The sequence below is a fragment of the Mycobacterium sp. pW045 genome, assembly GCF_041287085.1.
GTDB lineage: Bacteria > Actinomycetota > Actinomycetes > Mycobacteriales > Mycobacteriaceae > Mycobacterium > Mycobacterium algericum_A.
Map to the genome: position 1 here is coordinate 76,255 of NZ_JBGGKU010000001.1, position 26,407 is coordinate 102,661.

Below are 26,407 nucleotides of genomic sequence, written 5' to 3' on the forward strand. Positions count from 1 at the left end.
GTCCTTGACTCCGTCGAGCGTGGCGGCCACCGGCGGGAACCGGCGAACCGTTGCAACGCCTCTCGACGCCGAAAAGTCTACTTGCTCACCCGCCATAGGGACGAATCCCCCGGCGACCGAGCCGACTCAGCCGCTCCGGTAGGGCCCGTGATCTCCGCACAGGCCTTACCCTGGCGGTGTGACCCGACCGGATGACGGCACCGCGCTTCCCGACCTGCACGACACCATCGTGGTGGCCGCTTTCGAGGGCTGGAATGACGCCGGCGACGCCGCCAGCGACGCGGTGCAGCACCTGCACGACATCTGGGACGCCCGGCTGATCGTCGACATCGACGACGAGGCGTACTACGACTACCAGGTGAACCGGCCGGTGATCCGGCAGCTCGACGGCGTCACCCGTGAACTGGTGTGGCCGTCGATGCGGGTCTCGCACTGCCGGCCACCGGGCAGCGACCGCGACATCGTGCTGATGCACGGCGTCGAGCCCAACATGCGCTGGCGGACGTTCTGCGCCCAGCTGCTGGCGGTCATCGAGCAACTCGACGTCAACACCGTGGTGATCCTGGGCGCGCTGCTGGCCGACACCCCGCACACCCGGCCGGTGCCGGTCTCCGGGGCGGCCTACTCGCCGGAGTCGGCCACCCGATTCGGTCTGACCGAGACCCGCTACGAGGGCCCGACCGGGATCACCGGGGTGTTTCAGGACGCGTGCGTGGCGGCCGGGATTCCGGCGGTGACGTTCTGGGCGGCGGTGCCGCACTATGTCTCGCAGCCGCCCAATCCCAAGGCGACGGTCGCACTGCTGCGCCGCGTCGAGGACGCCCTGGACATCGAGGTGCCGCTGGGCGATCTGCCGGCGCAAGCCGAGGAGTGGGAGCTGGCGGTCACCGAGATGGCCAGCGAGGACGAGGAGATCGCCGACTACGTCACCTCGCTGGAGGAGCGCGGCGACGCCGAGGTCGACATGACCGATGCGCTCAACAAGATCGACGGCGACGCGCTGGCCGCGGAGTTCGAGCGCTACCTGCGCCGCCGCCGGCGCTGACCCAGTTCGGCCCTACTTTTCTATGGCCTCGTTGTAGGCGCTGGTGGAACGGCCCAGCGCGGCGACCTCGGCGTCCATCCGCGGCAGCATTTCGGCGGCCACCTTGCCGATCTGGCCCTCCGCGACCCCGCTGGACAGCAGCGGCTTGAGCCAGCGGAACAGCCCCACCCAGCGCGGGCAGTAGACCCGGGTGCGACGGTTCTCGATGCCGTCGACGAACGCGTCGACGCATTCGGCCACCGACGTGGTCTTGTTCAGCGGCCAGGGCAGCTTGGCCAGCAACTCACCGAAGGTCGACAGGTCGGACTTGGTGTCGCGCACCAGCGCGGTGTCGATCCAGGACATGTGCGCCGAGCCGACGGTCACCCCGAGGTGGGCGACCTCCAGGCGCAACGCGTTGGCCAGATGCTCGACACCGGCCTTGGATGCGTCGTAGGGGATCATGCCCGGCGCAGCGGCGAACGCCGCCAGCGACGACACGATCAGCACATAGCCGCGGCGCTCGACGATGGCCGGCAGCGTGGCCCGCACCGTGTTGAACACCCCCACCAGGTTGACGTCGATCACCCGCCGGAACGCCTCCGGGTCGACGGCCAGCAGCGAGCCGTAGCTGGCGATGCCGGCATTGGCGACCACGGTGTCGATCCGTCCGAACCGCGCGACGGCCGCATCGGCGGCGGCCTGCATGGCGTCCAGGTCGCGGACATCGGCGGCCACGGTCAGCACCCGGTCACCGCCGAGTTCATCGGCGAACGCCGTGAGCTGCGCCTGGTCCAGGTCGGTCAGCACCAGTTTGGCGCCCTGAGCGTGCAGCCGGCGGGCCGTGTCGGCGCCGATACCGTGCGCACCGCCGGTGATGAAGATGACTTGGGAGTGAATCGCAACCATGCGGCCAAACTACTCCCGGCGCAGCTGGGTCAGAGCGCCACACCCAGCAGGGCGTCGACCGCGGTGGCCACCAGCCGCGGGGTGGCGGTGTCGTGACCGCCGTACTCCAGTGCGTCGGTGGCCCAACCGTCCAGCGCCGCGAGCGCCTTCACCGTGTCCAGGTCGTCGGCGAGGTAGCGGCGCAGCCGGGCGATCACGTCGTCGGCGGCCGGGCCGGCCGGCAGGGTGGTCGCGGCGCGCCAGCGGGCCAGTCGCGCCTCGGCCTGCTGCAGGATCGCGTCGTCCCAGAACCGGTCGCTGCGGTAGTGGCCGGCCAGCAGACCCAGCCTGATCGCCGCCGGCTCCACACCCTGAGCGCGCAGTCTGGACACCAGCACCAGGTTGCCGAGGCTCTTGGACATCTTGTGTCCGTCCCAGCCGATCATCCCGGTATGCACGTAGTGGCGGGCGAAACGCCGCTCCCCGGTGAGCGATTCGGCGTGCGCGGCGGAGAACTCGTGGTGCGGGAAGATCAGGTCGGACCCGCCGCCCTGGATGTCGATCCCGCTGCCGATCCGGCTCAACGCGATCGCGGCGCACTCGACGTGCCAGCCGGGCCGTCCGGCGCCAAACGGCGCGGGCCAGCTGGGTTCGCCCGGCCGGGCGGCGCGCCACAGCAGGGCATCCAGCGGATCGGTCTTGCCGGCCCGGTCCGGATCTCCGCCGCGCTCGCCGAACAGTTCCAGCATGGTGGCGCGGTCGAGACCCGATTCGTAGCCGAACTGTTCGGTGGCGTCGGCGCGGAAATAGACGTCCGGGTGTTCGCCGTCGACGACATAGGCCGACCCGGAGGCCAGCATTTTCTCGACCACCTCGACGACCTCGTCGATCGCCTCGCTGGCAGCCACGTAGTGCTGGGGCGGCAGCACCCGCAGCGCGGTCATGTCCGCCGCGAACAGCTCGACCTGATCGGCCGCCAGCAGCTGCCAGTCCACACCGTCACGGTCGGCGCGTTCGAGCAGCGGGTCATCGACGTCGGTGACGTTCTGCACGTAGTCCACCGGGTGGCCGGCGTCGAGCCAGAGCCGGTGAATCAGGTCGAAGACCAGATAGGTGGCGGCGTGACCCAGATGGGTGGCGTCATAAGGGGTGATGCCGCAGACGTACATGGTGGCCGTCGGGCCCGGCGACACCGGGCGGACCTGCCGGTCGGCGGTGTCGTACAGACGCAGCGCCGGGCCGTGCCCGGGCAGGGCCGGAACGGCCGGCGCGGACCACGATTGCATGCCCTCGACTGTAAGGCCCGGCGGTTTAGCGAGGCTCGCCGGAGGCGAGGTGAAGCTGGAACCGCCGCATCAACACCGCGGTTTAGCGAGGCTCGCCGGAGGCGAGGTGAAGCTGGAACCGCCGCACCAACACCGCGGTCAGAACAACGTTTGCCGCACGGCGTCGAGTAGCGTCGGCGCCACCTCGGGCCGGCACATCAGCAGGTCGGGCAGGTAGGGGTCGGGGCGGTTGTAGAGCAGCGGCGAACCGTCGAGCCGGGAGGCGTGCAGCCCGGCCGCCCGCACCACACCGGCCGGGGCGGCCGAATCCCACTCCCATTGGCCGCCGGCGTGCAGGTAGGCGTCCACGTCGCCGCGCACCACCGCCATCGCCTTGGCGCCCGCCGAACCCATCAGCACCGGTTCGACCGGCAGTACCTCCCGGATGATGCGCACCACCGCCGGCATCCGGGTTGCGCTGACCGCCACCCGTATCGGGTTCGGGACCCCGGCCGGCGTGGCGTTCGCGGTGACCGTGTCGGTGGCGAACACGACGTTGCTCCTGTTGTCATAGGCCGGCAGCGACACCGCGGCGTCGGTGATGGCGCCCGGCCCCGCGCCGTCTCGCTGCCACAGCGCGATATGCACCGCCCAGTCATCCCGTCCGGGGGTGGTGAACTCCCGGGTGCCGTCGAGCGGGTCGATGATCCAGACCCGGTCGGCCTGCAACCGGGCCAGGTCGTCGGGCGATTCCTCGCTGAGCACCGCGTCGTCGGGGCGTACCTCCCGCAGCCGGCTGAGGATCAAACGGTTGGCGAGCGCATCCCCGGCATCGCCGAGGCGCCACGGGTGGCCGAACCCCACCTCGTCGCGGACCTTGAGCAACAGCTTCCCGGCCTCGACGGCCAGTTCGGCGGCCAGCGCCGCGTCGGTCAGCGTCACGTCAGGAAGTATCCCCGACCCGGCTGGCACGCCCCGCCGCGAGTGGGCGGTTCGGCATTCCCGAAGCGGATTTTCGCGGCCAGAATGCACCCGCGGCGGTGGTGAAGGCCCTCAGAACGCCGGCCAGGGTATCGGGCGATGACTGTTCGGGCCGGGCATCACCGGATGTTCCAGCAGATCCTCGACGCGCCGCCGCAGGGCCGCGATCTCGGCCGACGTCAGATGTGGCTCCAGGTCGGCGGCCAGCGGACCGTCCAGCGCGGCGGCCAAGCGGGCCAGCGCCTGCAACTCGGCCAGGTCGTCCAGCGGCATGCCGGCCCAGCCCCACAGCACGGTGCGCAACTTGTCTTGGGTGTGCAGGGTCACGCCGTGGTCGACGCCGTAGACCACACCGTCGGTGCCGCACAGGATGTGTCCGCCCTTGCGGTCGGCGTTGTTGATCACCACGTCGAACACCGCCATGCGACGCAACCGGGGGTCATCGGCGTGCACGAGTACCACCGGGTCACCGGCGTAGTCGTAGGCCCGCAGCACCGACAGGTAGCCGGCCGGGATCTTGCCGACCGGCGCCAGGTCGACCAGCGCAGGCCCGGCCGGCGGGTCGCCGCCGTCGCCAGGTTGGTCCACCCACAGCTGCACCATGCCGGGCCCGGCGGGGCCGTCGCGAATGATGGTGTAGGGCACCAGGTTCCAGCCCAACTCAACGGAGATCAGGTGCGCGACGAGCTCGCGGCCGGCCAGCGTGCCGTCCGGGAAGTCCCACAGCGGCTGCTCACCGGCGATCGGCTTGTACACACAGTGGGTGCGCCGCTCCCCCATCGTCGCCTCGCACAGGAAAGTGGCGTTGCTCGCCGAGCGGATGCGGCCCAGGATCTCCAGCTCCCCGGAGCGCAGCGCCTCCCTATCGTCAGAGGTCGGGGTCATCGGGCTCATCGTCGGGCCCGAATGCACCCCGCCGATAGCCGTTGGTGCGGACGCAGAGGTGGCCGGCCGGATCCAGCGGCTCGTCGCACAGCGGGCACGGCGGGCGGCCCGCGGAGATGACCCGGTTCGATCTGGTGGCGAACTGCCGCGCCGACTCCGGCGTCAGGAACACCCGCACCGCGTCCGGGCCCTCGTCGGTGTCGTCGAGGACCACCGACGCATCGAACTCGGTGTCGCTGACCGCGAGCAGCTCGACGACCACGGTCTGCGCCTCGGAGTCCCAACCCAATCCCATGGTTCCGACCCGGAATTCGGCGTCCACCGGCGTCACCAGCGGGTTGAGGTCCTCGATCTCGGTGGGCTCCGGTGGTACCGGGGTACCGAATCGGCGGTTGACCTCCAACAACAGTGCACCGATCCGCTCGGCGAGCACCGCTACCTGCTGCTTTTCCAGCACCACCGAGACCACCCGCTCGTCGTGCACCGCCTGCAGGTAGAAGGTGCGATTCCCGGGTTGGCCGACGGTCCCGGCCACGAAGCGGTCGGGAGTGCGAAAGACGTGGATGGCTCGGGACATGGCATCTCCCAAAATACCGGCAGTCGGCGATGACACCGGTATCCCCGTCGACTAGGTGGTGGACCCACCGACGACGGCGTCGCTCGACGAGCCGTCGGCGGGCGGCGAATTTGTGACCGCGGCGGCCAGTGAGTCCCCGGTGTGATTGAGGTGGATGACGAACGGGCGCAACGGCGTGTAGCGGATCACGCTGGCCGACGCCGGGTCGGCGGTGATGCGCTGAAAACCGTCCAGGTGGACACCGAGCGCGTCGGCGATGACCGCCTTGATGACGTCGCCGTGGCTGCAGGCCACCCACAGCACGTCGGCGCCGTGCTGCTCGGCCAGCTCCCGGTCATGTTCGCGTACCGCGGCAACCGCCCGGGCCTGCACCTGCGCCAGCCCTTCGCCGCCGGGGAACACCGCCGCGCTCGGCTGCGCCTGCACCACCCGCCACAGCGGCTCGCCGGTCAGCTCGCTCATCTTGCGACCGGTCCAGGTTCCGTAATCGACCTCGGCGAGCCGATCGTCGATGAGCGGGTCCAGCCCGAGCGCGGCGGCCAGCGGCTCGACGGTGCTGCGGCAGCGCAGCAGCGGTGAGCGCACCAGCGCCTTGATGGGCAGCCCGGCGAACCGGTCGACGAGCTGTGCGGCCTGCTCGCGGCCCAACGCATCGAGCTCGACACCTTCGGAACGCCCGGCCAGCACCCCGGCGGTGTTCGCGCTGGACCGGCCGTGCCGGAGCAGGATGACCGTCATGACTGGGCCGCCAATACACCGGTGGCCAGCAGGACCAGGATCGTCGTCCCGACGACCACCCGGTACCCGACGAACCAGTACATGCTGTGGGACACCAGGAACCGCAGGAACCAGGCCACCGCCGCCCAGCCGACCCCGAAGGCGATCAGGGTGGCCACCAACAGTTGCGGCCCGCTGGCACTCATCCCGGTACCGGCCGGGTGAAACGCGTCGGGCAGCGAGAAGAGCCCGGAGGCGAACACCGCCGGGATGGCCAGCAGGAAGCCGAACCGGGCGGCCAGCTCGCGGTCCAGGCCGGCGAACAGCCCGGCGCTGATCGTGGCGCCGGAGCGGGACACGCCGGGCACCAGCGCAAGGGTTTGCGCCGACCCCACCAGTACGGCATCGCGCCAGGTCAGCTGCTTGGCGTGGCGAGTCTGGCGGCCGAGGTATTCGGCGGCGGCGATCACCGCCGAGAACACCACCAGCGCGGTCGCCACCACCCACAGGTTGCGCACCCCAGACCGGATCTGGTCGGTGAACACCAGGCCCAGCACGCAGATCGGGATGGTGCCGATGATGACGTACCAGCCCATCCGGTAGTCGACCTGGCGGTCGGCGGCCAGCGGCGTTTTGGTCAGCGCCGACGCCACCCCGGACAGCCACGCGGTGGCGATCCGCGCGATGTCCTTGGCGAAATAGACCAGGACCGCCACCTCGGTGCCGAGCTGGGTGACCGCGGTGAAGGATGCGCCGGCGTCGCCGGCGAAGAACAGCCGCGATACCAGCGCCAGATGCCCGGAGGACGAGACCGGCAGGAATTCGGTGAGCCCCTGCACGATCGCCAGGACGATGACCTGCGGCCACGACATCGCGGCCTCGACTACCGACACGACGAAGACCGTACCGCGGGGGTGGCGACGAACGGCCGGGTGCCGCACACTTGAATGCACCGCTGCCATCGGCGCCGGCGGTGAACGCGGGGGGCGGATCTGACGTATTTCCCACCGGAAGGCTGTGAATGGACATTCCGGAAGCCGGTGCCATGCGGATGCTCTACGACCAACACGCGGCCGCCTTGAGCCGCTACGCGCTGCGGCTGACCGGCGACCCCTCCCGGGCCGAGGACGTGGTCCAGGAGACGCTGTTGCGCGCCTGGCAGCACCCCGAGGTCGTCGACGACGTCACCCGCTCTGCGCGGGCCTGGCTGTTCACCGTCGCGCGCAACATCGTCATCGACGAGCACCGCAGCATGCGTTTCCGCTCCGAGACTCGTTCCGGTCCTGCCACACCCGACCCGCCGGGCCCGGACGAGGCCGGGTTGTCGCTGGACCGGATGCTGGTCGCCGAGGCGATTGCCCGGCTGTCCGCGGACCACCGGGGCGTGGTTCGCCGTTCCTACTATCAAGGCTGGACCACCGCACAGATCGCCGACGACCTCGGGATCGCCGAAGGCACGGTGAAATCCCGGCTGCATTACGCACTGCGCGCACTGCGCCACACGCTCGACGAGATGGGGATGACGCGATGACGGGCGAGTTCGACGCGGGCACCACCGGCGACGATCACCCCTACGCCACGTGGGACGCCGCCTACGTGCTGGGTTCGTTGTCGAGTGCCGACCGCCGGGAATTCGAGGGGCACCTCGACCGGTGTTCATCGTGTCAAAGTGCGGTGGCCGAGCTGGCCCCGATTCCCCGGCTGCTGTCGTTGCTCTCACGCGAGGACCTGGCCGCCCTCGAGGCGGACCGGGCACTGCCCGCCCGCCGGGTCCCGGTGCTGAGCGGCAACGGGTCGGGGCCGCCGGGCACCGGCGAAACGGCCCCACCGATCGAGACGGTCATGCCGTTCTTCCGGACCCGCAACTACGCCCCGGTGCCCGACGAGCTGATCGCGTTCGACCTCCCCGTCGAGGGCGCCATCCCGCCCGAGCTGACCGGCTGGTACCTGCGCAACGGCCCGAACCCGCGCACCGCCAGGGGGCATTGGTGCATCGGCGACGGCATGGTCCACGGCATTCGGTTGGAGCGCGGTCGGGCCGCCTGGTACCGCAACCGCTGGGTGCACACCGACAGTTTTGAACGCCCGTTCCCGGTGTACGGGGCCGGAGGCCGCCGCAACCTGCGCTCCAGCGTGGCCAACACCCACGTGATACGACACGCCGGAAAGACCCTGGCGCTGATGGAGACGTCCCTGCCGTATCAGATCAGCAACGACCTGGAGACGTTGGGGGCCTACGATTTCGGCGGCAAATTGGTCGACGCCATGAACGCCCATCCCAAGATCTGCCCGGACACCGGTGAGCTGCATTTCTTCGGCTACGGCAGCCTGGTGCAGCCGCACGTCACCTATCACCGTGCCGACGCCGCCGGCGAGCTGATCCTGAGCCGTCCGATCGACGTTCCGGCGCTGACCCTGATGCACGACTTCGCTCTGACCGCCCGCCACATCGTGTTCCTGGACCTACCGGTGCTGTTCGATTTGAGCCTGGCCCTGACCATGGACGCCGACCAGGACCTGCCCTACCGGTGGGACGACTCCTACGGTGCGCGCCTGGGGGTGCTGCGCCGCGACGACCCGTACGGCGCGGTGCGCTGGTTCGAGGTCGACCCCTGCTACGTCTTTCACATCGCCAACGCCTATGACGTGACGTCAGCAGACGGCGATTCCGTTGTGCTGCAAGTGATCCGGTACCCCGAATTGTGGCGCGACGACAGCGCTTTCGATGACGCCGCCACGCTGTGGCGCTGGACGATCGACCTGGCGGATGGCTCCGTCGAGCAGACCCAGCTCGACGACCGCGGCGTGGAATTCCCGCGCATCGACGACCGGCGCTCCGGTCGGCGGGCTCGCTACGCCGTCACCGTCGGCACCAACACGCTGGTCCGCTACGACCTCGACGACGGCAGCGCCGAGGAACACCGGTTCGTCAGCGACGGCCTGCGCGGCACCGCCGACGAGGCGATCTTCGTCGCCGCCGACGGCGGGCCCGACAACGAGCTGGCCGGGTGGTACCTGAGCTACGTCTATGACCCGGCCCGCGACGCCAGCGATCTGGTGATCATCGACGCCGCCGATTTCAGTGGTGACCCCGTGGCCCGGGTCCGGTTGCCGAGACGGGTACCGCACGGGTTCCACGGCAACTGGCTCAGGGACTGACCGCGCGACGGTGAACCAGCCGGGGTGGCCGATCGTGTCATCTCCGGGAGGTTTTATCGCATGGCCATTGCCGCCGGAACCGTCACTGACCGCAGCCCGAGAGATGCGCTGGTCGGGGCGCTCTATGCCGAGCACGCGGCCGCCCTCCGGCGATACGCACTGCGGTTGACCGGTGACCGGGGCCGCGCCGACGACATCGTCCAGGAGACGCTGTTGCGGGCCTGGAAGCACCTCGAGGTCACCGGCAATTCCGCCCGCGCGTGGCTGTTCACCGTCGCCCGCCACCTGATCATCGATCAGAGCCGCAGCGCCCAGGCGCGCCACGAGGTCGGCTTGCTCGACGGCCTCCCCGAACAAGCCGGCCCCGACGAGATCAACGCGGCACTGGACCGGATGCTGATCGCCGACGCGATCACCCGGTTGTCGCCCGAGCATCGTGAGGTGATCTGCCGGTCGTACTACCACGGCTGGACCACCGCGCTGATCGCCGCCGACCTCGGGATCGCCGAAGGAACCGTGAAGTCGCGGCTGCACTATGCGGTACGCGCGCTGCGACGCGCCCTGCAGGAGATGGGAGTGACCCGGTGACACAGCAAGGGCCCGATGCGGTCCGGCAGGTTGCGCACACCTACGCGATGTGGGACGCCGCCTACGTGTTGGGGGCGTTGTCGACCGCCGAACGGGCTGAGTTCGAGGGCCATCTGATCGGGTGTCCGTGGTGCCAGAGCGCCGTCGGCGAACTCGAGGGAATGGCGGGGCTGCTGTCGCACCTGGACCTTGACCTGGTGGCGGCTCTGGACCCGGACGACGACCATGACCAGCTGCCGGCGCCGGCACCACCGGCCCGGAGCCGTCGGCGGCTGCGGCTGTCCTGGGTGGGCACCGCGGCGGCGGCTGCGGCGGTGGCGGTGGCCGTGTTCGTGGGTGTCGCCGGTCAGTCCGCGCCGCCGCCGGAGGTCACCGCGGTGCCGATGCTGCAGGTGCACACCGCGCTGCTGGCCTCTACGGTGTCGGTGACCGACATGGACTGGGGAACGCTGATCGAGCTGCGCTGCGTCTGCCTGGCCGACAGCAACGCCCCGCATGATCTGCTGGCGCTGGTCGTGGTGGGCCGCGACGGCAGCCGCAACCGGCTGGCGAGCTGGGTGGCCCATCCCGGGCACACCGCGACACCCACCGGCAGCACCGCGATGCCGGTCGATCAGATCGCCTCGGTCCAGGTGGTCTCCGCCGACAGCGACGAGGTGCTGCTGCAGCGCACGCTGTGAGCAACCTCAGTGCGCCAGGGTGTGCACGATCCCGCCGAAGACGCCCGGCAGCGCCGCACATGCGGGCACGATGGCCCGCCGGGTGGCGCGCGGGGCGCTGGCCAGCACCAGTGCGCGGGTCACCAGACGGTAGTGGCGGGTGAGCCGATGCCAGGCCCGCTCGTAGGACGCCGGGGTGTCGGCGGTGATCGCGTCCACCGCCGCGGCGGCCTGCTTGACGGCCAGGCTGATGCCTTCGCCGGTCAGGGCGTCCTCGTAGCCGGCGGCATCGCCCACCAGCAGCACCCGGCCGGCGACGCGGCGGGCAACGACCTGTCGCAGCGGGCCGCAGCCGCGGGCCGGCCCGGTCTCAGCATCGCGCAGATGGTGCGCCAGCCACGGGAACCAGTCCAGCTCGGGTCGGCGCGAGGACAAGATGGCCACGCCCACCAGATCGGGTTGCACCGGTGTCACATACGCCTCGCCCCACCGCGACCAGTGCACCTCGACGAACTCCGACCATGCCGGGACGGTGTAGTGCCGGCGCACGCCGTAGCGCCGGGGCGAGCCGGCTACCGCCGGGATTCCGACCGCGCGGCGGACCACCGAGTGCAGCCCGTCGGCACCGATCAACCACCGTGCCCGGATCCCGGCCGCCGCCACCCCGCACCGGTCCTGTTCGACACCGGAGATCCGTCGAGCAACCCATTGGGCGCCTTGCGCTTTGGCCTGTTCGGTGAGTGCTGCCTGAAGCGTGGTGCGCCGCACTCCCTGCCCAGGTGGGCCGGTGAACCGCGCCTCGGCCCGGTGCCGCTGCCCCACGTAGGCGATGCCCGCGAGCGCCATTCCGGCCGGGTCGACCCCGAGAGCCGCCAGCTCGGCCACCCCGCCGGGCATCAGACCCTCGCCGCACGCCTTGTCGATCGGGTCGCGACGTGGTTCGGCCACGATCACCGAAAGTCCTTGCCGGCGCGCGCACAACGCGGCGGCAAGCCCGCCCGGACCACCGCCGACGATCAGCACGTCAGCGTCACAGGTCGTCATGCATACCCCAGCGCGGTGTTCTCCACCCGGATCCGGACCACCAGCAGCAGCGCGTTGGCCACACCGAAACCGAGGGCGGTCAGCCAGGCGGAATGAACCAACGGCAGGGCCAGTCCTTCCACCACCACCGCCACGTAATTGGGGTGGTGCAGCCATCGGTAGGGGCCGCGGCGCACCAGCGGGGAGCCCGGGATCACGATCACCCGGGTGTTCCACCGGGGGCCGAGCGTGCCGATACACCACCAGCGCAGCGCCTGGGCGGCGGCCACCACCGCCAGCATCGGCCAGCCGAGCCGCGGGATGAACACCCGATGCGCGGCCCACACCTCGATCAGGCAGCCGGCCAGCAGGGCGCCGTGCAGCACCACCATCACCGGGTAGTGGCCGCGCCCGAACTCTTCACCGCCCTGGGAAAACGCCCAGCCGGCGTTGCGTCGCGACACCAGCAACTCCACCAGCCGCTCGATCCCGACCGCGACGACCAACAGGGTGTACATCGGCGTCACCAGCGCAACAGGACGAGTTCGGAGCAGAACGCCGGACCCATGGCCATCATCAAGCCGACCGACCCCGGCGGCGGCGGATCGTCCAGCGTCTCGCGCAACACGTCGAGCACCGACACCGACGACAGATTCCCGTTGTCCCGTAACGATTTCCGGGTCAGCTGCAACGCATCGGCATCCAGGTCCAAGCCGTTCTCGACGGCTTCGATCACCCGTGGCCCGCCCGGGTGGCAGATCCAGCAGGCGACGTCGCCGACGGACAGCCCGTAGTCGGAGAGGAATTCGCGCACGTCTTCGCCGAGGTACTTCTCGGCCACGGTCGCCACGTCGGCGGACAGGATGATCCGGAATCCGTCGCTGCCGATATGCCACCCCATGACATCCTCGGTGTCGGGGTACAGGTGGCTGCGGGTGGCCAGCACCGTCGGCCCGGCAGGCGGGCGTTCGGCGCCGGTCGCGATGACCGCCGCGGCGCCGTCGCCGAACAAGCTGGACGCGACCAGATTGGCCACCGAGTGATCGTTGCGCTGAATGGTCAACGAGCACAGCTCAACTGCGAGCAGCGCCGCCACATGACCGGGAAAGGCCCGCAGATAGTCGTGCATGCGAGCCACCCCGGCGGCACCGGCGACACAACCGAGCCCGAACAGCGGGACCCGTTTGACATCGGGGCGCAGCCCGACCCGCTTGGCCAGCCGCGCCTCCAGTGTCGGGACGGCGAGCCCGGTCACCGTCGTCGAGAAGACGACATCGACCTCGGTCGGCTCGAGACCAGCCGACTCCAGCGCCGACACCAATGCTCGCTCACCGAGTTCCAGTGCCACGTCGAGATAGACATCGTTGGCCTCGGTGAACCCGCTCAGCTCGCGGTAGCACTCCAATGGCAGCGCCAGCTGCCGGGTGCTGACCCCGCTGGCGGTACTGAAGCGCCGAAATTCGGGTCCGGCGAAGCCGGTCAGGGCCGCGGTCATCTCTTCTTGGCGGTAGCGGTGCGGCGGAAACGCGACGGTGGCCGAGGCGATGGCAGGAAATGTAGTCACATCCGGGATTACGCGGTCACCGACTCCAGGGTTCAACGCGGATCTAGCGTGTGAATCGGTTGAACCGAAGCGCCGCCGACTCCGTATGTAACTCAGGGATCGTGTGACTCAGAGATCGGCGACACCTACTCGGAAGGATCCGCGATGCTGCGCGGGATCGCTTGGGCTGCACTCTCCGCGCCGCGGCGCATGCTCGCCGTGGCCGGCCTGGTCCTGGTCGCTTCGGCGATCTTCGGCGCACCGGTAGCCGGGAAGCTGTCGGCGGGTGGGTTCAACGATCCCGGCTCGGAGTCGGCCCGGGCGGCCCGGATCCTGGTCGACAAGTTCGGCCAGAGCGACCAGCAGATGCTGATCACCGTCACCGACGCCGACGGCGCGACGAGCGATCGGGCCGCCTCGGTCGGGATCGCGATCGTCGAACAGCTGCGGACCTCGCCGTGGGTTTACGGGACCTCCTCGACGTGGACCAACTCGCCCGGGCTGGTGAGCACCGACGGGACATCAGGACTGGTGATCGCCGAGTTGAGGGGCGGGGAGAACAACGCTCAGCACTATGCCAAGTCGCTGCTGGAATCGGTGTCCGCCCTGGGCGTCTACGACCGGGATGGCGTGACCGTCGCAGCCGGTGGCGAAGCGGTGATCTACGCGCAGATCAACGAGCAGAACCAGCACGACCTGCTGGTGATGGAATCGATCGCGGTGCCGTTGAGCTTTCTGGTGCTGATCTGGGTGTTCGGCGGGCTGGTCGCCGCGGCGCTGCCGCTGGCGGTGGCGGCCGTGGCGATCGTCGGGTCGATGGCCATCCTGCGGGTGACCACCGCCTACACCGACGTGTCGATCTTCGCCCTCAATCTGACCACGGCGATGGGCCTGGCTTTGGCGATCGACTACACCCTGCTGATCATCAGCCGCTACCGCGACGAGCTCGCCACCGGCGCCGCGCCCGCCGACGCGCTGACCCGAACCATGGTCACCGCGGGCCGCACGGTGCTGTTCTCGGCGACCACCGTGGCGTTGTCCATGGCGGTCATGGTGCTGTTCCCGATGTACTTCCTGAAATCGTTCGCCTACGCCGGGGTGGCCACCGTGGCGTTCGTCGCCTGCGCGGCCATTGTGCTGACACCGGCGCTGATCGTGATGCTCGGCGCGCGCCTCGACGCGCTGGACATGCACCGGTTGGCCCGCCGCCTGCTCAACCGCGGTGAGCCCGAACCCAAGCCGATCGAACAGCAGTTCTGGCACCGGTCGACGACCGCGGTGATCCGCCACGCGGTGCCCGTCGCAGTGGCCGGAGTCGCCCTACTGGTGCTGCTGGGGACGCCGTTTCTGGGTGTCAAATGGGGCTTCCCCGATGACCGGGCGCTGCCCCGGTCGGCGTCGGCGCACCAGGTCGGCGACCGGCTGCGCACCGGGTTCGCCGACGACTCGTCGGCCACCATCAGCGCGGTCGTCCCCGACGCCACCGGGCTGGCCCGCGGCGATCTCGAGCGTTATGCGGCCGCCCTGTCGACCGTGACGCATGTGTCGGCGGTGACCGCGCCGACCGCCACGTTCGTCAACGGGCAGCCGGTGGGGCCGCCGGCCGCACCGACCGGCCTGGTCGACGGCTTCGCGCTGGTGACCATCGCCAGCACCGCGCCGCTGTTCTCGGCCGACTCCGACGACCAGCTCGATCAGCTGCACCAGATCGCCGGCCCGGCCGGGAAGACGGTGCTGTTCGCCGGGCTGGCGCAGAACAACCGCGACAGCGTGGCCGCCATCACCTCCCGCTTGCCGCTGGTACTGGGGCTGATCGCGGCCATCACGTTCGTGCTGCTGTTCCTGCTGACCGGCAGCGTGGTGTTGCCGGTGAAAGCACTGGTGCTCAACGTGCTGTCGTTGACGGCTGCGTTCGGGGCGCTGGTCTGGATCTTCCAGGACGGCCATCTCGGGGGGTTCGGCACGACACCGACCGGGACGCTGGTGGCCAACATGCCGGTGCTGTTGTTCTGCGTCGCATTCGGATTGTCGATGGACTACGAGGTGTTCCTGATCGCCCGGATCCGGGAGTACTGGCTGGCCTCGGGCCGCACCCCGGCGGACAACGACGCCAGCGTGGCGCTCGGCCTGGCCCGCACCGGGCGGGTGATCACCGCCGCGGCGCTGGTGATGTCGATATCGTTCGCGGCGCTGATCGCCGCGCACGTGTCGTTCATGCGGATGTTCGGTGTCGGGCTGACCCTGGCCGTGCTGACCGACGCCACGCTGGTGCGCACGGTGCTGGTGCCGGCCTTCATGCACCTGATGGGCCGGGCGAACTGGTGGGCGCCGGGATTACTCGCCCGGCTGCACGACCGGATCGGCATCAGTGAGGACCACACCCGGAAGGCCTCCGCAGCGCAACGGCACCGCCGGTCCGGGCATACGCCGGGCGAGCCGGCGTTCGCCGACGGAGCCGGCTATCGCCTCCCGGTCAACGGGCGACCGACACCGCGTCACGCACGGCCGCGGTCAGGCTCCGCTCGTCGCTGAGGTCGATGTCCACCAGGCTGCGACGCGCCCGCGCCACCACGTCCTCCTCGTGCGGGACCGGGCACTCCAGCAGGGGCCGGTACACATCGACCACCAGCAGCTGCTGCTCGATCCGGAACGAGAAGCTACGGCCGTCCCCGACCTGGCCGAATCCGCTCGCGAACGCGCCGGTCCAGATTTCCTCGACGAGAAACTCCGAACACTCCAGCTGCCAGTCTTCGGCGACAGTCATGACGGGAACGTTACACCTAAGCGAACTTATAGTTACCCCGGACATGCCGATTCGGTGTCAGCGCCTTCCTTAGAATCGGTGGTTCGTCCCGGCGTCGACCGTCGACCGCCCCAGAGCTGGAAGAGCTGCCCGTGCCCAAGCACTCCCCCCGCCGGCCCCGCTGGCCGTCTTCCGGCCTGCTGTTGTCGCTGCTGCTGCTCACGGCGTGCTCGGCCAATCCCGTCACCGTGCGGCCGCCGACCATCCCGGCAGCGCAGCCTGCCGTCTCACCGGCGGCGTCGCACCGCCCGGCCGGCACGGTGCGGCCGCTGCGCGCTCCGGTCACCGGTGCGGTGTTCGACGCCGCGACCGGCCTGCTGGTGGCGCTGTCGCCCGGACCTGACCCGCAGGCACCCGCGACCGTCAACCTCATCGGCGCACCCGGCCACCCGGCGGTGCCGATGGCCGGCCCGGCGACCGCGCTGACCGGCGACGGCAGCGGGTTCGTCTACCTGTCCGGCCGCGGCGGCTACTTCACGCTGGACCTGAACACCCGCCGCGCCAGCCGGGTCGACATCGATGACGCTGCCGACGTCGACTTCACCGCGATCGCCCGGCGCAGCGACGGCACGTTGGTGCTGGGCAGCGCGGACGGCGCCGTCTACACCCTGACCGCCGAGGGCTCCCGGACCGCCGAACAGACGACGATCTTCGCCCGCGTCGATCAGATTGTGACGCAAGGCAATACCTCGATCGTGCTGGACCGTGGCCAGACGTCGGTGACCACCGTCGGCGCCGACGGGAAGCCGCAGTACGCGCTGCGCGCCGGCCAGGGCGCGACGACACTGGCCGCCGACCCGCACGGGCCGGTGCTGGCGGCGGACACCCGCGGTGGTCAGTTGCTGGTCTACGGCAGCGACCCGCTGATGCTGCGACAGGCCTACCCGGTGCCGGAATCCCCCTACGGGCTGGCCGGATCGCGCGGGTTCGCGTGGGTGTCGCAGACCGCGACGAACACCGTGGTCGGCTACGATCTGACCACCGGAATCCCTGTGGAAAAGGTTCGATACCCGACCGTGCAGCAACCGAACACCCTGGCCTTCGACGACACGTCGGACACCCTGTACGTGGTGTCGGGCGCCGAGGCCGGAGTCCAGGTGATCGAGCACGCCACGAGGCAACGATGACCGCGCTGCGCCCACGCCGGCTGCCCGCGAGCTGGGAATCCGAATTGTCCGATGAGTACGAATGGATCCCGCTGCGGCTGCCACCGGAGGTCACCCGGATAGGCGCCTCGACCCGGCTGGCGATCGAAGCCGAGTATCGCGGCTGGGAGCTGACCCGGGTGCGGCTGTATACCGATGGGAGCAGGCGGGTACTGTTGCGCCGCAAAAAATCTCAAATGAATGCGATCAGCGGAGACCGCTGCGTCGACCAGCCGGGGTTATAGCCGGTATGGAGTTGTACGGCGCGCTGCGCCGCGCGCTGTTTCTGGCACCGCCCGAACGCAGCCACACGTTCGCGTTCGCGGCGCTGCGCGGGGCCACCGCACTGTCCCCGACGCGCCGGGCACTGCGGCGTCGGCTGGCACCGCACGACCCGATACTGGCCAGCACGGTGTTCGGCGTGCACTTCCCCGGTCCACTCGGGCTGGCGGCCGGTTTCGACAAGGACGGTGTCGGACTGAAAGCCTGGGGCGCATTGGGTTTCGGATATGCCGAGGTCGGCACGGTGACGGCGGCGCCGCAGCCGGGCAATCCGGCGCCGCGGCTGTTCCGGCTGCCCGACGACCGGGCGCTGCTCAACCGGATGGGGTTCAACAATCAGGGCGCAGGCGCGCTGGCCGCCCGGCTGGCCCGCCATCACGCCGACGTGCCGATCGGCGTCAACATCGGCAAGACCAAGACCACCCCGGCCGAGGACGCCGTCGACGACTACCGGGCCAGCGCCCGGCTGCTGGCGCCGCTGGCCGACTATCTCGTGGTCAACGTCAGCTCGCCGAACACCCCGGGGCTGCGCGATCTGCAGGCGGTCGAAGCGCTGCGGCCCATCCTGGCCGCGGTGCGTGCCGAGACCACCCGGCCGGTGCTGGTCAAGATCGCCCCGGACCTGGCCGATGACGACCTGGACGCCGTCGCCGACCTCGGGGTGGAACTGGGCCTGGCCGGCATCGTGGCCACCAACACCACGGTGTCGCGCGACGGCCTGGCCACCCCGGGGGTGGCAGAGCTGGGGCCGGGCGGTATCTCCGGTCCGCCGGTGGCGCGCCGGGCGCTGGAGGTGCTGCGGCGGCTGTACGCCCGTGTCGGTGACCGACTGGTGCTGATCAGCGTCGGCGGTATCGAGACCGCCGACGACGCCTGGGAGCGCATCACCGCAGGCGCCTCGCTGCTGCAGGGCTACACCGGGTTCATCTACGGCGGCGGCCTGTGGGCCCGCGACATCCACGACGGGCTGGCCCAGCGGTTGCGGGCCGGCGGGTTCGCGTCGCTGACCGAAGCGGTGGGCTCGGCCACTCGGTAGCGCCCAACCCCGCGAGCGTGCGGGTCTGTACGCGACTCGCCGATCGCAGACGTACAAACACGCACCCTCGCGGGGCAGGGGCTACGGCTGCCCTACTTCGGCACTACTTCTGCTCGTAGGTGCCGACGATCACCGCGCGGGCGATCGCGTGCATGAACAGGTTGAAACCGAGGTAGGCCGGGCTGGCGTCTTCGGCCAGGTCCAGCTTCTCGGTGTCGACGGCGTGCACCGCGACGTAGTACCGGTGCGGGCCGTGCCCGGCCGGCGGGGCGGCGCCGACGTAGCGGCGCATCCCGGCGTCGTTGACCAGGGTCAGCGCATCACCGGGCAGCAGGCTGCCGTCACCGACGCCCTCCGGCAGCTCGGTGCAGGTCGCCGGCAGGTTGGCCACCGCCCAGTGCCAGAAGCCGGATGCGGTGGGCGCATCGGGGTCGTAGACGGTGACCGCGAAGCTGCGGGTCTCCTCGGGGAAGCCCGACCAGCTCAGCTGCGGGCTGGCGTCCTCGCCGCCCGCCCCCATGATCCCGCTGACCTGCGGTTTGGCCAGTGTCCCGCCGTCGGTCAGCGATGTCGAGGTCAGCGTGAACGTGGGCAGCTGCGGCAGTGCGGCGTACGGGTCGGGAGCGTTGGTCATGGCTTCATCCTCTCGTCGGGGTCAACAGTGTGTCAGGAAGTGATGCAGTACGCGGGTGCCGAACTCCAGTGCGTCGACCGGAACCCGCTCGTCGACGCCGTGGAACAACGCGGAGAAATCAAGATCGGGCGGGAGCCGCAGCGGGGTGAACCCGAAGCAGCGAATACCCAATTGCGCGAACGCTTTTGCGTCCGTTCCCCCGGACAGCATGTAGGGCACGGTCCGGGCGTCGGGGTCGCAGGCCAGCAGTGCGGCATTCATCGCCTCGACCAGATCGCCGTCGAAGGACGTCTGCACCGGCGGCAGGTTGGTGATCCATTCGCGGGTGACCTCCGGGCCGATCAGCTCGTCGACCTCGGCCTCGAACGCCGCCTGACGGCCGGGCAGCACCCGGCAGTCCAGCACCGCCTCGGCCGTCGCGGGGATCACGTTGGCCTTGTAGCCGGCCTGCAGCATGGTCGGGGTCGCGGTGTCACGCAGGGTGGCGTTGACGATGCGGGCGATCGGCCCCAGCTTCTCGATCATCCCCTCCAGGTCCGGCGAATCGACGTCGATGGCATGCCCGGTCTCCTCGGCGACCGCGGCCAGGAACTGCTCGACGGCCTCGGTGAGCACCAACGGGAACCGGTGTCTGCCCAGCCGGGCCACCGCCTCGGTCAGAATGGTGACGGCGTTGTCGTCGTTGATCATCGACCCGTGCCCGGCGCGGCCGTGGGCGCGCAACCGCATCCAACACAAGCCCTTCTCCGCGGTCTCGATCAGGTAGAGCCGGCGTTCTCCCCCGTCACGACGCGGCACCGTCAGCGAGAAGCCGCCGACCTCGCCGATCGCCTCGGTGACCCCGGCGAACAGATCCGGCCGGTTCTCCACCAGCCAGTGTGCGCCGTACTTGCCGCCGGCCTCCTCGTCGGCCAGGAACGCGAACACCAGATCGCGCGGCGGGGTGATGCCGGCGCGGGCCAGGTGGCGGGCCACCGCGATCATCATGCCGACCATGTCCTTCATGTCGACCGCGCCGCGGCCCCACACGTAGCCGTCGGTCACCGCGCCGGAGAACGGGTGAACGCTCCACTCGCTCGCCTCGGCGGGCACCACGTCGAGGTGGCCGTGGATCAGCAGCGCCCCGCGGGACGGATCGCTGCCCTTCAGGCGGGTGAAGACGTTTCCCCGGCCCGGCGCTCCGGACTCGAGGTACTCGGTCTCATAACCGGCTTCCTCGAGCTGGGCGGCCACCCACCGGGCGCACTCGGCTTCACCCTTGGTGGTCTCGGGCTCACCGGTGTTGGAGGTGTCGAACCGGATGAGCGCACTGACCAGTTCGACCACTTCGTCGGCAGGATCGGGACAGACCGTCACAGTTACCTTTCCTACCACTTCGCCGTCACGGCCACGGATGGTGCGGTGCGGGCTGGGTTTGGGTCCGGCGATCGGCATCCGTTAGCCTTAGCTGCCCGGCCCGAGCCGGGTAGGTCCGAGTGGCGGAATGGCAGACGCGCTAGCTTGAGGTGCTAGTGCCCTATTAACGGGCGTGGGGGTTCAAGTCCCCCCTCGGACACAATTTTGTTAGCTCTGAACCCAGGGCAATTGGGCTGAGCTGGCCTGGAGCGACTTTTTGTATTTGCTAACGTCCGTTGGGCGCCGCGTTGATCCCCTGGTTTGGAACGTCGACGCCGAGTGGGCAACTGTGACCGAAGCGGCGCGCGCCGGCGGCGACCTCAGCGGATTGACGAGGGTTAAGCAGCGATCTGCACGAGCTTCGTTTGCCCGACGCTGCGCCTCATACGATCGGTGTACCAAACGGTTTGGAGGAACGGCATGCCGAAAGTAGGGGTTGCACAGGTCGGCTCCGTGGTGTTCGACACCGCGGCAACGCTCGCCAAGCTGCGGGACTTCGTCGACCGGGCCAAGGCGGCGGAGGTGGAGTTCCTGGTGTTCCCGGAGGCGTTCGTGGGCGGGTATCCCAAGGGCCTGTCGTTCGGCGCGGTCGTCGGGTCCCGCACGCCGGCCGGCCGAGACGAGTACGTGCGGTACTGCTCGTCAGCGGTGACGGTGCCCGGACCGGAGACCGGGCAGATCGGCGAGTTCGCGCGCCAGTCACAGATGACGATCGTCGTGGGTGTGGTCGAGCGCGACGGCGGGACATTGTATTGCACGGCTGTCTATTTCGGCCCCGACGGGCAGTTGCTGGGCAAGCACCGCAAGCTCATGCCGACGGGGAGCGAACGGCTGATCTGGGGTCAAGGTGACGGGTCGACGATCGAGGTGTTCGACTCGCCCGCCGGCCGGTTCGCCGCGACAATCTGCTGGGAGAACTACATGCCCCAGTTCCGCCTCGCCACCTACCAGCAGGGCGTGCAGCTGTGGTGCGCGCCCACAGTCGATGACCGTGAGATCTGGCAGTCCACGATGCGGCACATCGCGTATGAGGGCCGGTGCTTCGTGCTCAGCGCCTGCCAGTACCTACGCACCGCCGACCTGCCCGAGAACTACCAAAACCACGACCCGCAACAGAACTCGGACGGGCTGATTCGCGGAGGCAGCGTGATCGTCTCACCGCTCGGCGACGTACTCGCGGGGCCGATTTATGGTGAGGAAACCCTGCTGGTGGCCGCCCTCGATCTCGACGACCAGGTACGCGGCAAGTACGACCTCGACGTCACCGGCCACTATTCACGACCAGACGTCTTCACCCTCACCGTGGACAGGAGCGCCCGCAACGCAGTCATTTCGGCGCCGGCGCCGGTCGCTGAACCGGACGGCTCGGACGACGCGCGGGCGGTGCGGTGAGAACCTGACCGGGACTGTCCGGGGCGGGAAACGGCGGTGCAGTCCGCGAGGAGCCGGAAAGCCTTCGCCGAGAAGCGAACGCCACGATTCACCCGGGCAGCTGGGACCGAGCGGCAGACCGCCTGCCGCGACTCGGCGGCGACAACCGGCCCCGAGTCGTAGGCTTGGTGAGGACATGACTCGTCCAGGCCGCTCGCACCCGACGTCGGCTCGCACCTTCCGCGACCGCCGTGACGCCGGCCGGGCGCTGGCCGAACGGCTGGCCGACTACCGCGACGCCGACGGCCTGCTGGTGCTGGGTCTGGCCCGCGGCGGGGTTCCGGTCGGCTGGGAGGTCGCAGCGGCACTGAATGCCCCGCTGGACGTGTTCCTGGTCCGCAAGCTCGGTGTGCCGCAGCAACCCGAGCTGGCGATGGGCGCGTTGGCCGGCGGGCAGGTGGTAATGAACGACCAGGTGCTCAGCAGCCTGGGCATCGGCGACGATGAGGTGCAGTCGGTGATCAACCGCGAGTCAGCCGAACTGCGCCGCCGCGAACACGCCTATCGCGGCGACCGGCCACCTGCCGATATGCACGGCCGGGTGGTGATCTTGGTCGACGACGGTATCGCGACCGGAGCAAGCGTGCTGGCGGCGGTGCGGGCGGTGCAGTCGGCCGAACCGGCCCGCACCGTCGTCGCGGTGCCGGTCGGACCGCTCTCGGCGTGCCGCAAGATCGCCCAAGAGGCCGACGACGTGGTGTGCGCGACGATACCGGACTCGTTCGACGCGGTAGGCCAGGCCTATCTCGACTTCCGTCAGGTCAGCGACGACGAAGTCCGGGACCTGCTGGCCACACCGACCACCACGGCGAGTTAGTCCGCAGGGTGCGCGACCGGTTCCTCGGCGGCCTCGTCGGCCGTCTCCTCTTCCGCCGCCTCGTCGTCGTAGTCCGCGACAACCGCCTCGTCCGCCGCTTCGGTCGTCTCGGCCGTCTCGGCGGTCTCGGCAGCCGCTTCGTCGTCCTCGTCGACGACGGCATCCGGAGCTTCGGGTTCCCCACCCGGCTCCGGAGCCGGGGGCCGACTAACGCCGCGCCGTTCTCGCAGCGCGTCGACAATCAGCAACAGCACGCCCAGCAAGCTCGCGACAATGCATACCCACGCCACCAAAGCATTACTGGTGACCACGGCGAACACCAGCGCAGCAAGCCCTATTGCCGCCAATACCAGCGCAATGATCAACATCGATTCACCTCCCGCCCGAGGGGCAGACTACTCGATTCCCGGGCGCGGCGGCGCGGTCCCGGGGCTCAGTTCGTCCCGCGGTTGAAATGGTTGAACCCGCCGCCGTCGCTGGCTGCGCTGGTGTCGACCGGTGCCGCCGAACCCCGCTGGCCCAACTCCTCGAGCTGAGATTCCAGGTAGGTCTTGAGCCGGGTGCGGTACTCACGCTCGAAGGTGCGCAACTGCTCCAAGCGGCCTTCCAGCACGGTGCGCTGCTGATTGATCGTGCCCATGATCTCGGAATGCTTGCGTTCGGCGTCGGCCTGCAGCGCATCGGCCTTCTCCTGGGCCTGGCGCAGCTGGGTCTCGGACCGCGTCTGCGCATCGGCCAGCATGGCGTCGGCGCGCTGCCGGGCCTCGGCGACGGTCGTCTCGGCGGTTTGCCGTGCCTCACTGAGGATCTGGTCGGCGTTGGCGCGGGCGTCGGCCATCAGCTTCTCGGACTCGGCCCGGGCGGTACCGGTCAGCCGGTCGGCGGTGTCCTGAGCCAGGCTCAGCACGCGGGCCGCTTTGAGGTGCTGGTCTTCGGTGGGGGGCTCCGGCGCGGCGGCGACCGGCTGCGGCGCCGACGGCTCGGGGGACGGCTCGTAGACCGGCATCGCGGTGGTGGACTGCTGGCCGCCGCCACCGGCGCGGGCCGCGGCGAGCTCCTGTTCGAGTTCGCTGACCCGCTGGCGCAGGTCTGCGTTCTCCTCGATGAGGCGGGTCAGCTCGCCTTCCACGAGGTCGAGAAAGGCGTCGACCTCGTCCTCGTTGTAGCCGCGCTTCCCGATCGGCGGTTTGCTGAACGCCACGTTGTGCACGTCTGCCGGTGTTAGTGGCATGGTCTGCCCCCTTGAGTCAGGTAGTTAGCACCGATCGGGCAAGTCTAGGTCGACCGGGAATACGCTAGCCGTGTAGTAACTGCCGTCCATCCTGTCACATCAGGCGCTGGGCTCGGCAATGAGAATGATATTAAGAGCGAATTTCAAATTGCTGCCACAGGAATCACGTTTCGGCAAACACAACTGATGACGGCGATTGTCGATCTCGGCCGGTAGAGCGGTCCCGATCCGGCTCGTATCCCGGGCCCGCGGTCTACCGGGCCGGCCACCCGGGCCGTATTATCTACAAGGCCTACCCGTAAATATTGACGGCAGGTGGCCCGGAAGGCCGACGCAGGTGACGCCCAATCGGAAGGACTCTCAAAGATGACAACCAACGACGTGGTCGTAGCGACCAGTGCGGCGGACTCAGCCGCCGTCGATGACGTACGGGCCGCCTATGCCGAGCTGCTCGGCCGCCAGGCCGCGCTCGGGGCGGCGGTGTTCGCCGCGGTGGGCACGGCCGGTCCGGCATTCGACGACGCCCACCGCACGGTGCAGGCCTTCATCGAGCAAGCGGTGCGGCCACAGCTGCGGGCAGCGGTGGAACTGATCTATCCGGCCGCAGCGGGTGTCGAGCGGTCACGGCTGCTGGTCGAGGGGCTGCTCGGCGAGACCCACCTGATCGAGCAGGCCGCCGCGCGCATCGCCCGCGACACCGACCGCGTCCAGATCGCCGCGCACGTCGAGGCGCTGCGGGTGCTGCTGGAGGCACTGCTGGGCAAGGTCGCCGACCTGCTGCTGCCCGCGCTCGCGGAGGCCAGCGGCGTCTCACTGGCCGAACTGGCCGCCCAGCTGCCGGGCATCCCCGCCGAGCTGGGCGCCCCGGCTCAGGCCGCCGGGCCGGCCGCCCACGGCCACAGTCACGGCCACGGCGGGTGCGGCTGCGGCGAAGCGGACGAGGAGCTGCCCGAGCTCGACGTGCGCGAGATCCCGCACGCGATCCGGCACGCGACGGTGTTCGGGGCCTTCGACGCGGTTCCGGCGGGCGGCTCGATGCTGCTGGTGGCGCCGCACGACCCGATCCCGCTGCTGCACCAGCTCGCCGAGCGCAGCGGTGGCCGGCTGGCCGTCGGTTACGAGGAGCGTGGCCCGGAGGCGTGGCGGCTGCGGCTGACCCGGGTCTGATGACGCCCGGGGTGGCCCGGCACCCGAATCCGGGTCACCCCGGCGCTTGGCCGCCGTTGCTCAGGCGGCGTGCTGGAGCGCCAGCTCCATCCCGATGAACGCGATCAGCAACAGCACCATGATCGACAGGTCGATGCGGACCGCCCCGATGGTCAGCTGCGGGATCAACCGCCGCAGCAGTTTCACCGGTGGATCGGTGATGCTCATGATCAGCTCCAGGATCACCACGGTGGCGCCGCGTGGGTGCCAGTCCCGGCTGAACGAGCGGACGAACTCGATGACGATCCGAGCGATGAGCAACAGCCAGAAAACGAACAGCGCGATACCGAGGATCGTGAAGAACAGCGCCAACGGAGTGCGACCTTACTGACGAGGATGTGCCCGCATCAGCTTCGCGCTGACCGGCCCGACTGTCGCACCAGCCTACCGATAGGCGTAGAAGCCGGTTTCGGCGATGCGGCGACGCTCCTCGGGTGTCACGTCGACGTCGGCCGGCGACAGCAGGAAGACCTTGGTCGCGACCTTGTCGAACGAGCCGCGCAGCGCGAATGCCAGACCCGCCGCGAAGTCGACCAACCGCTTGGCGTCGGCGTTGTCCATCGACACCAGATCCATGATCACCGGGGTGCCGTCGCGGAACCGCTCACCGATGGTGCGGGCCTCGCTGTAGTCCTTGGGGCGCAACGTGGTGATCTTCGACAGCGGGCTGCTCTCGTCGAACATCATCGCCATACGCCGCGGATCCATCGCCAGGGCACCGCGGGTCGAACCGCGCAGCGAGGCGAACCGCGAACGCTCGAAGTCGCGGGGCCGGTCGAAGTCGCGCCCCCGGTACCGCGGGTCATCGTCGTAGCCGCCCCGGTAGCCCGCCGGCGCCTCGTCGTACTCGCGGCCGTCGAATCGTTCGTCGTAGCGACCCGCGACGCGGTCGAAGACGTCCTCGGAGAACCGCTCCCCCCGGGGTGCGTAGTCGCGCGACGAGGCGCGCTCATCGCCGTCGTCGTAGTAGTCGTCGTCGTAGTCCTCCATAGGAGCCATCCCGAAGTAGGCCTTGACCTTGTGGAGTGTGCTCATCATTGGACCCTTCTCTGATGGCTGTGATGAAGGTGTGACTGAAGTGACTAATTATGGTGACGGTAATGGCCGAGTGCGCCGTG

29 protein-coding genes and 1 tRNA gene are annotated in these 26,407 nt (G+C 69.6%); 13 read left to right on the forward strand and 17 right to left on the reverse strand.

The window, feature by feature from the left end; genetic code table 11:
* Positions 1-178 precede the first annotated feature (178 nt).
* On the forward strand, positions 179-1,045 hold the full coding sequence (locus tag ACAG20_RS00340) for a PAC2 family protein (protein ID WP_112684075.1): 867 nt from the start codon (positions 179-181) through the stop codon (positions 1,043-1,045).
* Positions 1,046-1,057: 12 nt separating this feature from the next.
* Here ACAG20_RS00340 and ACAG20_RS00345 read toward each other — a convergent pair whose 3' ends face one another.
* From ACAG20_RS00345 to ACAG20_RS00375, 7 genes are all read right to left on the reverse strand, one after another.
* A complete protein-coding gene (locus tag ACAG20_RS00345; protein WP_370491108.1) occupies positions 1,058-1,933 on the reverse strand; it encodes an SDR family oxidoreductase in 876 nt (291 codons plus the stop codon).
* Positions 1,934-1,962: 29 nt separating this feature from the next.
* Complete coding sequence (mshC, locus tag ACAG20_RS00350; protein ID WP_370491109.1) at positions 1,963-3,198, reverse strand: cysteine--1-D-myo-inosityl 2-amino-2-deoxy-alpha-D-glucopyranoside ligase; 1,236 nt, start codon at positions 3,196-3,198, stop codon at positions 1,963-1,965.
* A gap of 138 nt (positions 3,199-3,336) precedes the next feature.
* Positions 3,337-4,119, reverse strand: coding sequence for a 3'(2'),5'-bisphosphate nucleotidase CysQ (locus tag ACAG20_RS00355; protein WP_370491110.1), 783 nt, complete (start codon positions 4,117-4,119; stop codon positions 3,337-3,339).
* A 111-nt stretch (positions 4,120-4,230) separates the two neighbouring features.
* Positions 4,231-5,043: an SCO1664 family protein gene (locus ACAG20_RS00360; RefSeq protein WP_370491111.1), complete on the reverse strand. Its 813-nt coding sequence runs from the start codon at positions 5,041-5,043 to the stop codon at positions 4,231-4,233.
* On the reverse strand, positions 5,027-5,620 hold the full coding sequence (locus ACAG20_RS00365; RefSeq protein ID WP_112684080.1) for a DUF3090 domain-containing protein: 594 nt from the start codon (positions 5,618-5,620) through the stop codon (positions 5,027-5,029). The genes ACAG20_RS00360 and ACAG20_RS00365 overlap by 17 nt, the downstream gene beginning before the upstream one ends.
* A 51-nt stretch (positions 5,621-5,671) precedes the next feature.
* Complete coding sequence (locus tag ACAG20_RS00370; protein ID WP_370491112.1) at positions 5,672-6,358, reverse strand: histidine phosphatase family protein; 687 nt, start codon at positions 6,356-6,358, stop codon at positions 5,672-5,674.
* A complete protein-coding gene (locus tag ACAG20_RS00375; protein WP_112684096.1) occupies positions 6,355-7,209 on the reverse strand; it encodes an undecaprenyl-diphosphate phosphatase in 855 nt (284 codons plus the stop codon). Before ACAG20_RS00375 ends, ACAG20_RS00370 begins: the two co-directional genes overlap by 4 nt.
* Before the next feature lie 149 nt (positions 7,210-7,358).
* Here ACAG20_RS00375 and ACAG20_RS00380 point away from each other — a divergent pair, with 149 nt between their 5' ends.
* From ACAG20_RS00380 to ACAG20_RS00395, 4 genes are read left to right on the forward strand one after another with little or no spacing between them, the layout of a single operon-like run.
* Entirely contained in the window at positions 7,359-7,868 is a 510-nt protein-coding gene (locus ACAG20_RS00380; protein ID WP_370491113.1) for a sigma-70 family RNA polymerase sigma factor, read from the forward strand.
* Positions 7,865-9,496: a carotenoid oxygenase family protein gene (locus ACAG20_RS00385; protein WP_370491114.1), complete on the forward strand. Its 1,632-nt coding sequence runs from the start codon at positions 7,865-7,867 to the stop codon at positions 9,494-9,496. Before ACAG20_RS00380 ends, ACAG20_RS00385 begins: the two co-directional genes overlap by 4 nt.
* 60 nt (positions 9,497-9,556) lie before the next feature.
* On the forward strand, positions 9,557-10,084 hold the full coding sequence (locus tag ACAG20_RS00390; protein WP_112684084.1) for a sigma-70 family RNA polymerase sigma factor: 528 nt from the start codon (positions 9,557-9,559) through the stop codon (positions 10,082-10,084).
* Between the two features lie 47 nt (positions 10,085-10,131).
* Positions 10,132-10,764, forward strand: a complete 633-nt coding sequence (locus tag ACAG20_RS00395) for an anti-sigma factor (protein WP_112684097.1) — start codon at positions 10,132-10,134, stop codon at positions 10,762-10,764.
* A 6-nt stretch (positions 10,765-10,770) separates the two neighbouring features.
* On the opposite strand, the gene ACAG20_RS00400 is transcribed toward ACAG20_RS00395, so the two are convergent.
* From ACAG20_RS00400 to ACAG20_RS00410, 3 genes are read right to left on the reverse strand one after another with little or no spacing between them, the layout of a single operon-like run.
* Entirely contained in the window at positions 10,771-11,787 is a 1,017-nt protein-coding gene (locus ACAG20_RS00400) for an NAD(P)/FAD-dependent oxidoreductase (RefSeq protein WP_112684085.1), read from the reverse strand.
* Complete coding sequence (locus ACAG20_RS00405; RefSeq protein WP_112684098.1) at positions 11,784-12,284, reverse strand: isoprenylcysteine carboxyl methyltransferase family protein; 501 nt, start codon at positions 12,282-12,284, stop codon at positions 11,784-11,786. The genes ACAG20_RS00400 and ACAG20_RS00405 overlap by 4 nt, the downstream gene beginning before the upstream one ends.
* 5 nt (positions 12,285-12,289) lie before the next feature.
* The gene (locus ACAG20_RS00410) at positions 12,290-13,261 is read right to left on the reverse strand and encodes a type III polyketide synthase (RefSeq protein ID WP_234825527.1); all 972 of its coding nucleotides are present in this window, start codon (positions 13,259-13,261) and stop codon (positions 12,290-12,292) included.
* 213 nt (positions 13,262-13,474) lie between these two features.
* Between ACAG20_RS00410 and ACAG20_RS00415 the strand changes: the two genes are divergently transcribed.
* Positions 13,475-15,841: an MMPL family transporter gene (locus tag ACAG20_RS00415; RefSeq protein ID WP_370491115.1), complete on the forward strand. Its 2,367-nt coding sequence runs from the start codon at positions 13,475-13,477 to the stop codon at positions 15,839-15,841.
* Here ACAG20_RS00415 and ACAG20_RS00420 read toward each other — a convergent pair.
* Positions 15,783-16,073 carry a hypothetical protein gene (locus ACAG20_RS00420; protein WP_041317739.1) on the reverse strand — a complete coding sequence of 97 codons (291 nt, stop codon included), beginning with the start codon at positions 16,071-16,073 and terminating at the stop codon, positions 15,783-15,785. The genes ACAG20_RS00415 and ACAG20_RS00420 overlap by 59 nt on opposite strands.
* A 131-nt stretch (positions 16,074-16,204) precedes the next feature.
* Here ACAG20_RS00420 and ACAG20_RS00425 point away from each other — a divergent pair, with 131 nt between their 5' ends.
* From ACAG20_RS00425 to ACAG20_RS00435, 3 genes are read left to right on the forward strand one after another with little or no spacing between them, the layout of a single operon-like run.
* Positions 16,205-17,239, forward strand: coding sequence for a hypothetical protein (locus tag ACAG20_RS00425; RefSeq protein ID WP_370491116.1), 1,035 nt, complete (start codon positions 16,205-16,207; stop codon positions 17,237-17,239).
* Complete coding sequence (locus tag ACAG20_RS00430) at positions 17,236-17,502, forward strand: DUF5703 family protein (protein WP_370491117.1); 267 nt, start codon at positions 17,236-17,238, stop codon at positions 17,500-17,502. Before ACAG20_RS00425 ends, ACAG20_RS00430 begins: the two co-directional genes overlap by 4 nt.
* Before the next feature lie 11 nt (positions 17,503-17,513).
* Positions 17,514-18,575, forward strand: a complete 1,062-nt coding sequence (locus tag ACAG20_RS00435; RefSeq protein ID WP_370491398.1) for a quinone-dependent dihydroorotate dehydrogenase — start codon at positions 17,514-17,516, stop codon at positions 18,573-18,575.
* A gap of 103 nt (positions 18,576-18,678) precedes the next feature.
* Here ACAG20_RS00435 and ACAG20_RS00440 read toward each other — a convergent pair whose 3' ends face one another.
* Complete coding sequence (locus ACAG20_RS00440) at positions 18,679-19,209, reverse strand: YbhB/YbcL family Raf kinase inhibitor-like protein (protein ID WP_112688517.1); 531 nt, start codon at positions 19,207-19,209, stop codon at positions 18,679-18,681.
* 21 nt (positions 19,210-19,230) lie between these two features.
* On the reverse strand, positions 19,231-20,565 hold the full coding sequence (locus ACAG20_RS00445) for a M20/M25/M40 family metallo-hydrolase (RefSeq protein WP_370491399.1): 1,335 nt from the start codon (positions 20,563-20,565) through the stop codon (positions 19,231-19,233).
* Between the two features lie 113 nt (positions 20,566-20,678).
* Between ACAG20_RS00445 and ACAG20_RS00450 the strand changes: the two genes are divergently transcribed.
* The 3 genes from ACAG20_RS00450 to ACAG20_RS00460 all read left to right on the forward strand — a co-directional run bounded on the left by ACAG20_RS00450 (position 20,679) and on the right by ACAG20_RS00460 (position 22,852).
* Positions 20,679-20,764, forward strand: a tRNA-Leu gene (locus ACAG20_RS00450).
* A gap of 260 nt (positions 20,765-21,024) precedes the next feature.
* Positions 21,025-21,996, forward strand: coding sequence for a carbon-nitrogen hydrolase family protein (locus ACAG20_RS00455; RefSeq protein ID WP_370491118.1), 972 nt, complete (start codon positions 21,025-21,027; stop codon positions 21,994-21,996).
* A gap of 175 nt (positions 21,997-22,171) precedes the next feature.
* A complete protein-coding gene (locus ACAG20_RS00460) occupies positions 22,172-22,852 on the forward strand; it encodes a phosphoribosyltransferase (protein ID WP_112688524.1) in 681 nt (226 codons plus the stop codon).
* Here the strand turns inward: ACAG20_RS00460 and ACAG20_RS00465 are convergent.
* Together ACAG20_RS00465 and ACAG20_RS00470 are read right to left on the reverse strand one after the other, a co-directional pair.
* Positions 22,849-23,220 (reverse strand): hypothetical protein, encoded by a 372-nt coding sequence (locus ACAG20_RS00465; protein WP_370491119.1) that lies wholly within the window; start codon positions 23,218-23,220, stop codon positions 22,849-22,851. The two genes, ACAG20_RS00460 and ACAG20_RS00465, sit on opposite strands and share 4 nt — an antisense overlap.
* Positions 23,221-23,285: 65 nt before the next feature.
* Positions 23,286-24,083, reverse strand: coding sequence for a DivIVA domain-containing protein (locus ACAG20_RS00470; protein WP_112688529.1), 798 nt, complete (start codon positions 24,081-24,083; stop codon positions 23,286-23,288).
* Between the two features lie 366 nt (positions 24,084-24,449).
* Here ACAG20_RS00470 and ACAG20_RS00475 point away from each other — a divergent pair, with 366 nt between their 5' ends.
* Entirely contained in the window at positions 24,450-25,250 is an 801-nt protein-coding gene (locus tag ACAG20_RS00475; protein ID WP_370491120.1) for a DUF2249 domain-containing protein, read from the forward strand.
* Between the two features lie 60 nt (positions 25,251-25,310).
* Here ACAG20_RS00475 and ACAG20_RS00480 read toward each other — a convergent pair whose 3' ends face one another.
* Together ACAG20_RS00480 and ACAG20_RS00485 are read right to left on the reverse strand one after the other, a co-directional pair.
* Complete coding sequence (locus ACAG20_RS00480) at positions 25,311-25,601, reverse strand: YggT family protein (protein WP_013828685.1); 291 nt, start codon at positions 25,599-25,601, stop codon at positions 25,311-25,313.
* A 72-nt stretch (positions 25,602-25,673) separates the two neighbouring features.
* Complete coding sequence (locus tag ACAG20_RS00485) at positions 25,674-26,324, reverse strand: cell division protein SepF (RefSeq protein WP_112689323.1); 651 nt, start codon at positions 26,322-26,324, stop codon at positions 25,674-25,676.
* Between the last annotated feature and the right edge of the window lie 83 nt (positions 26,325-26,407).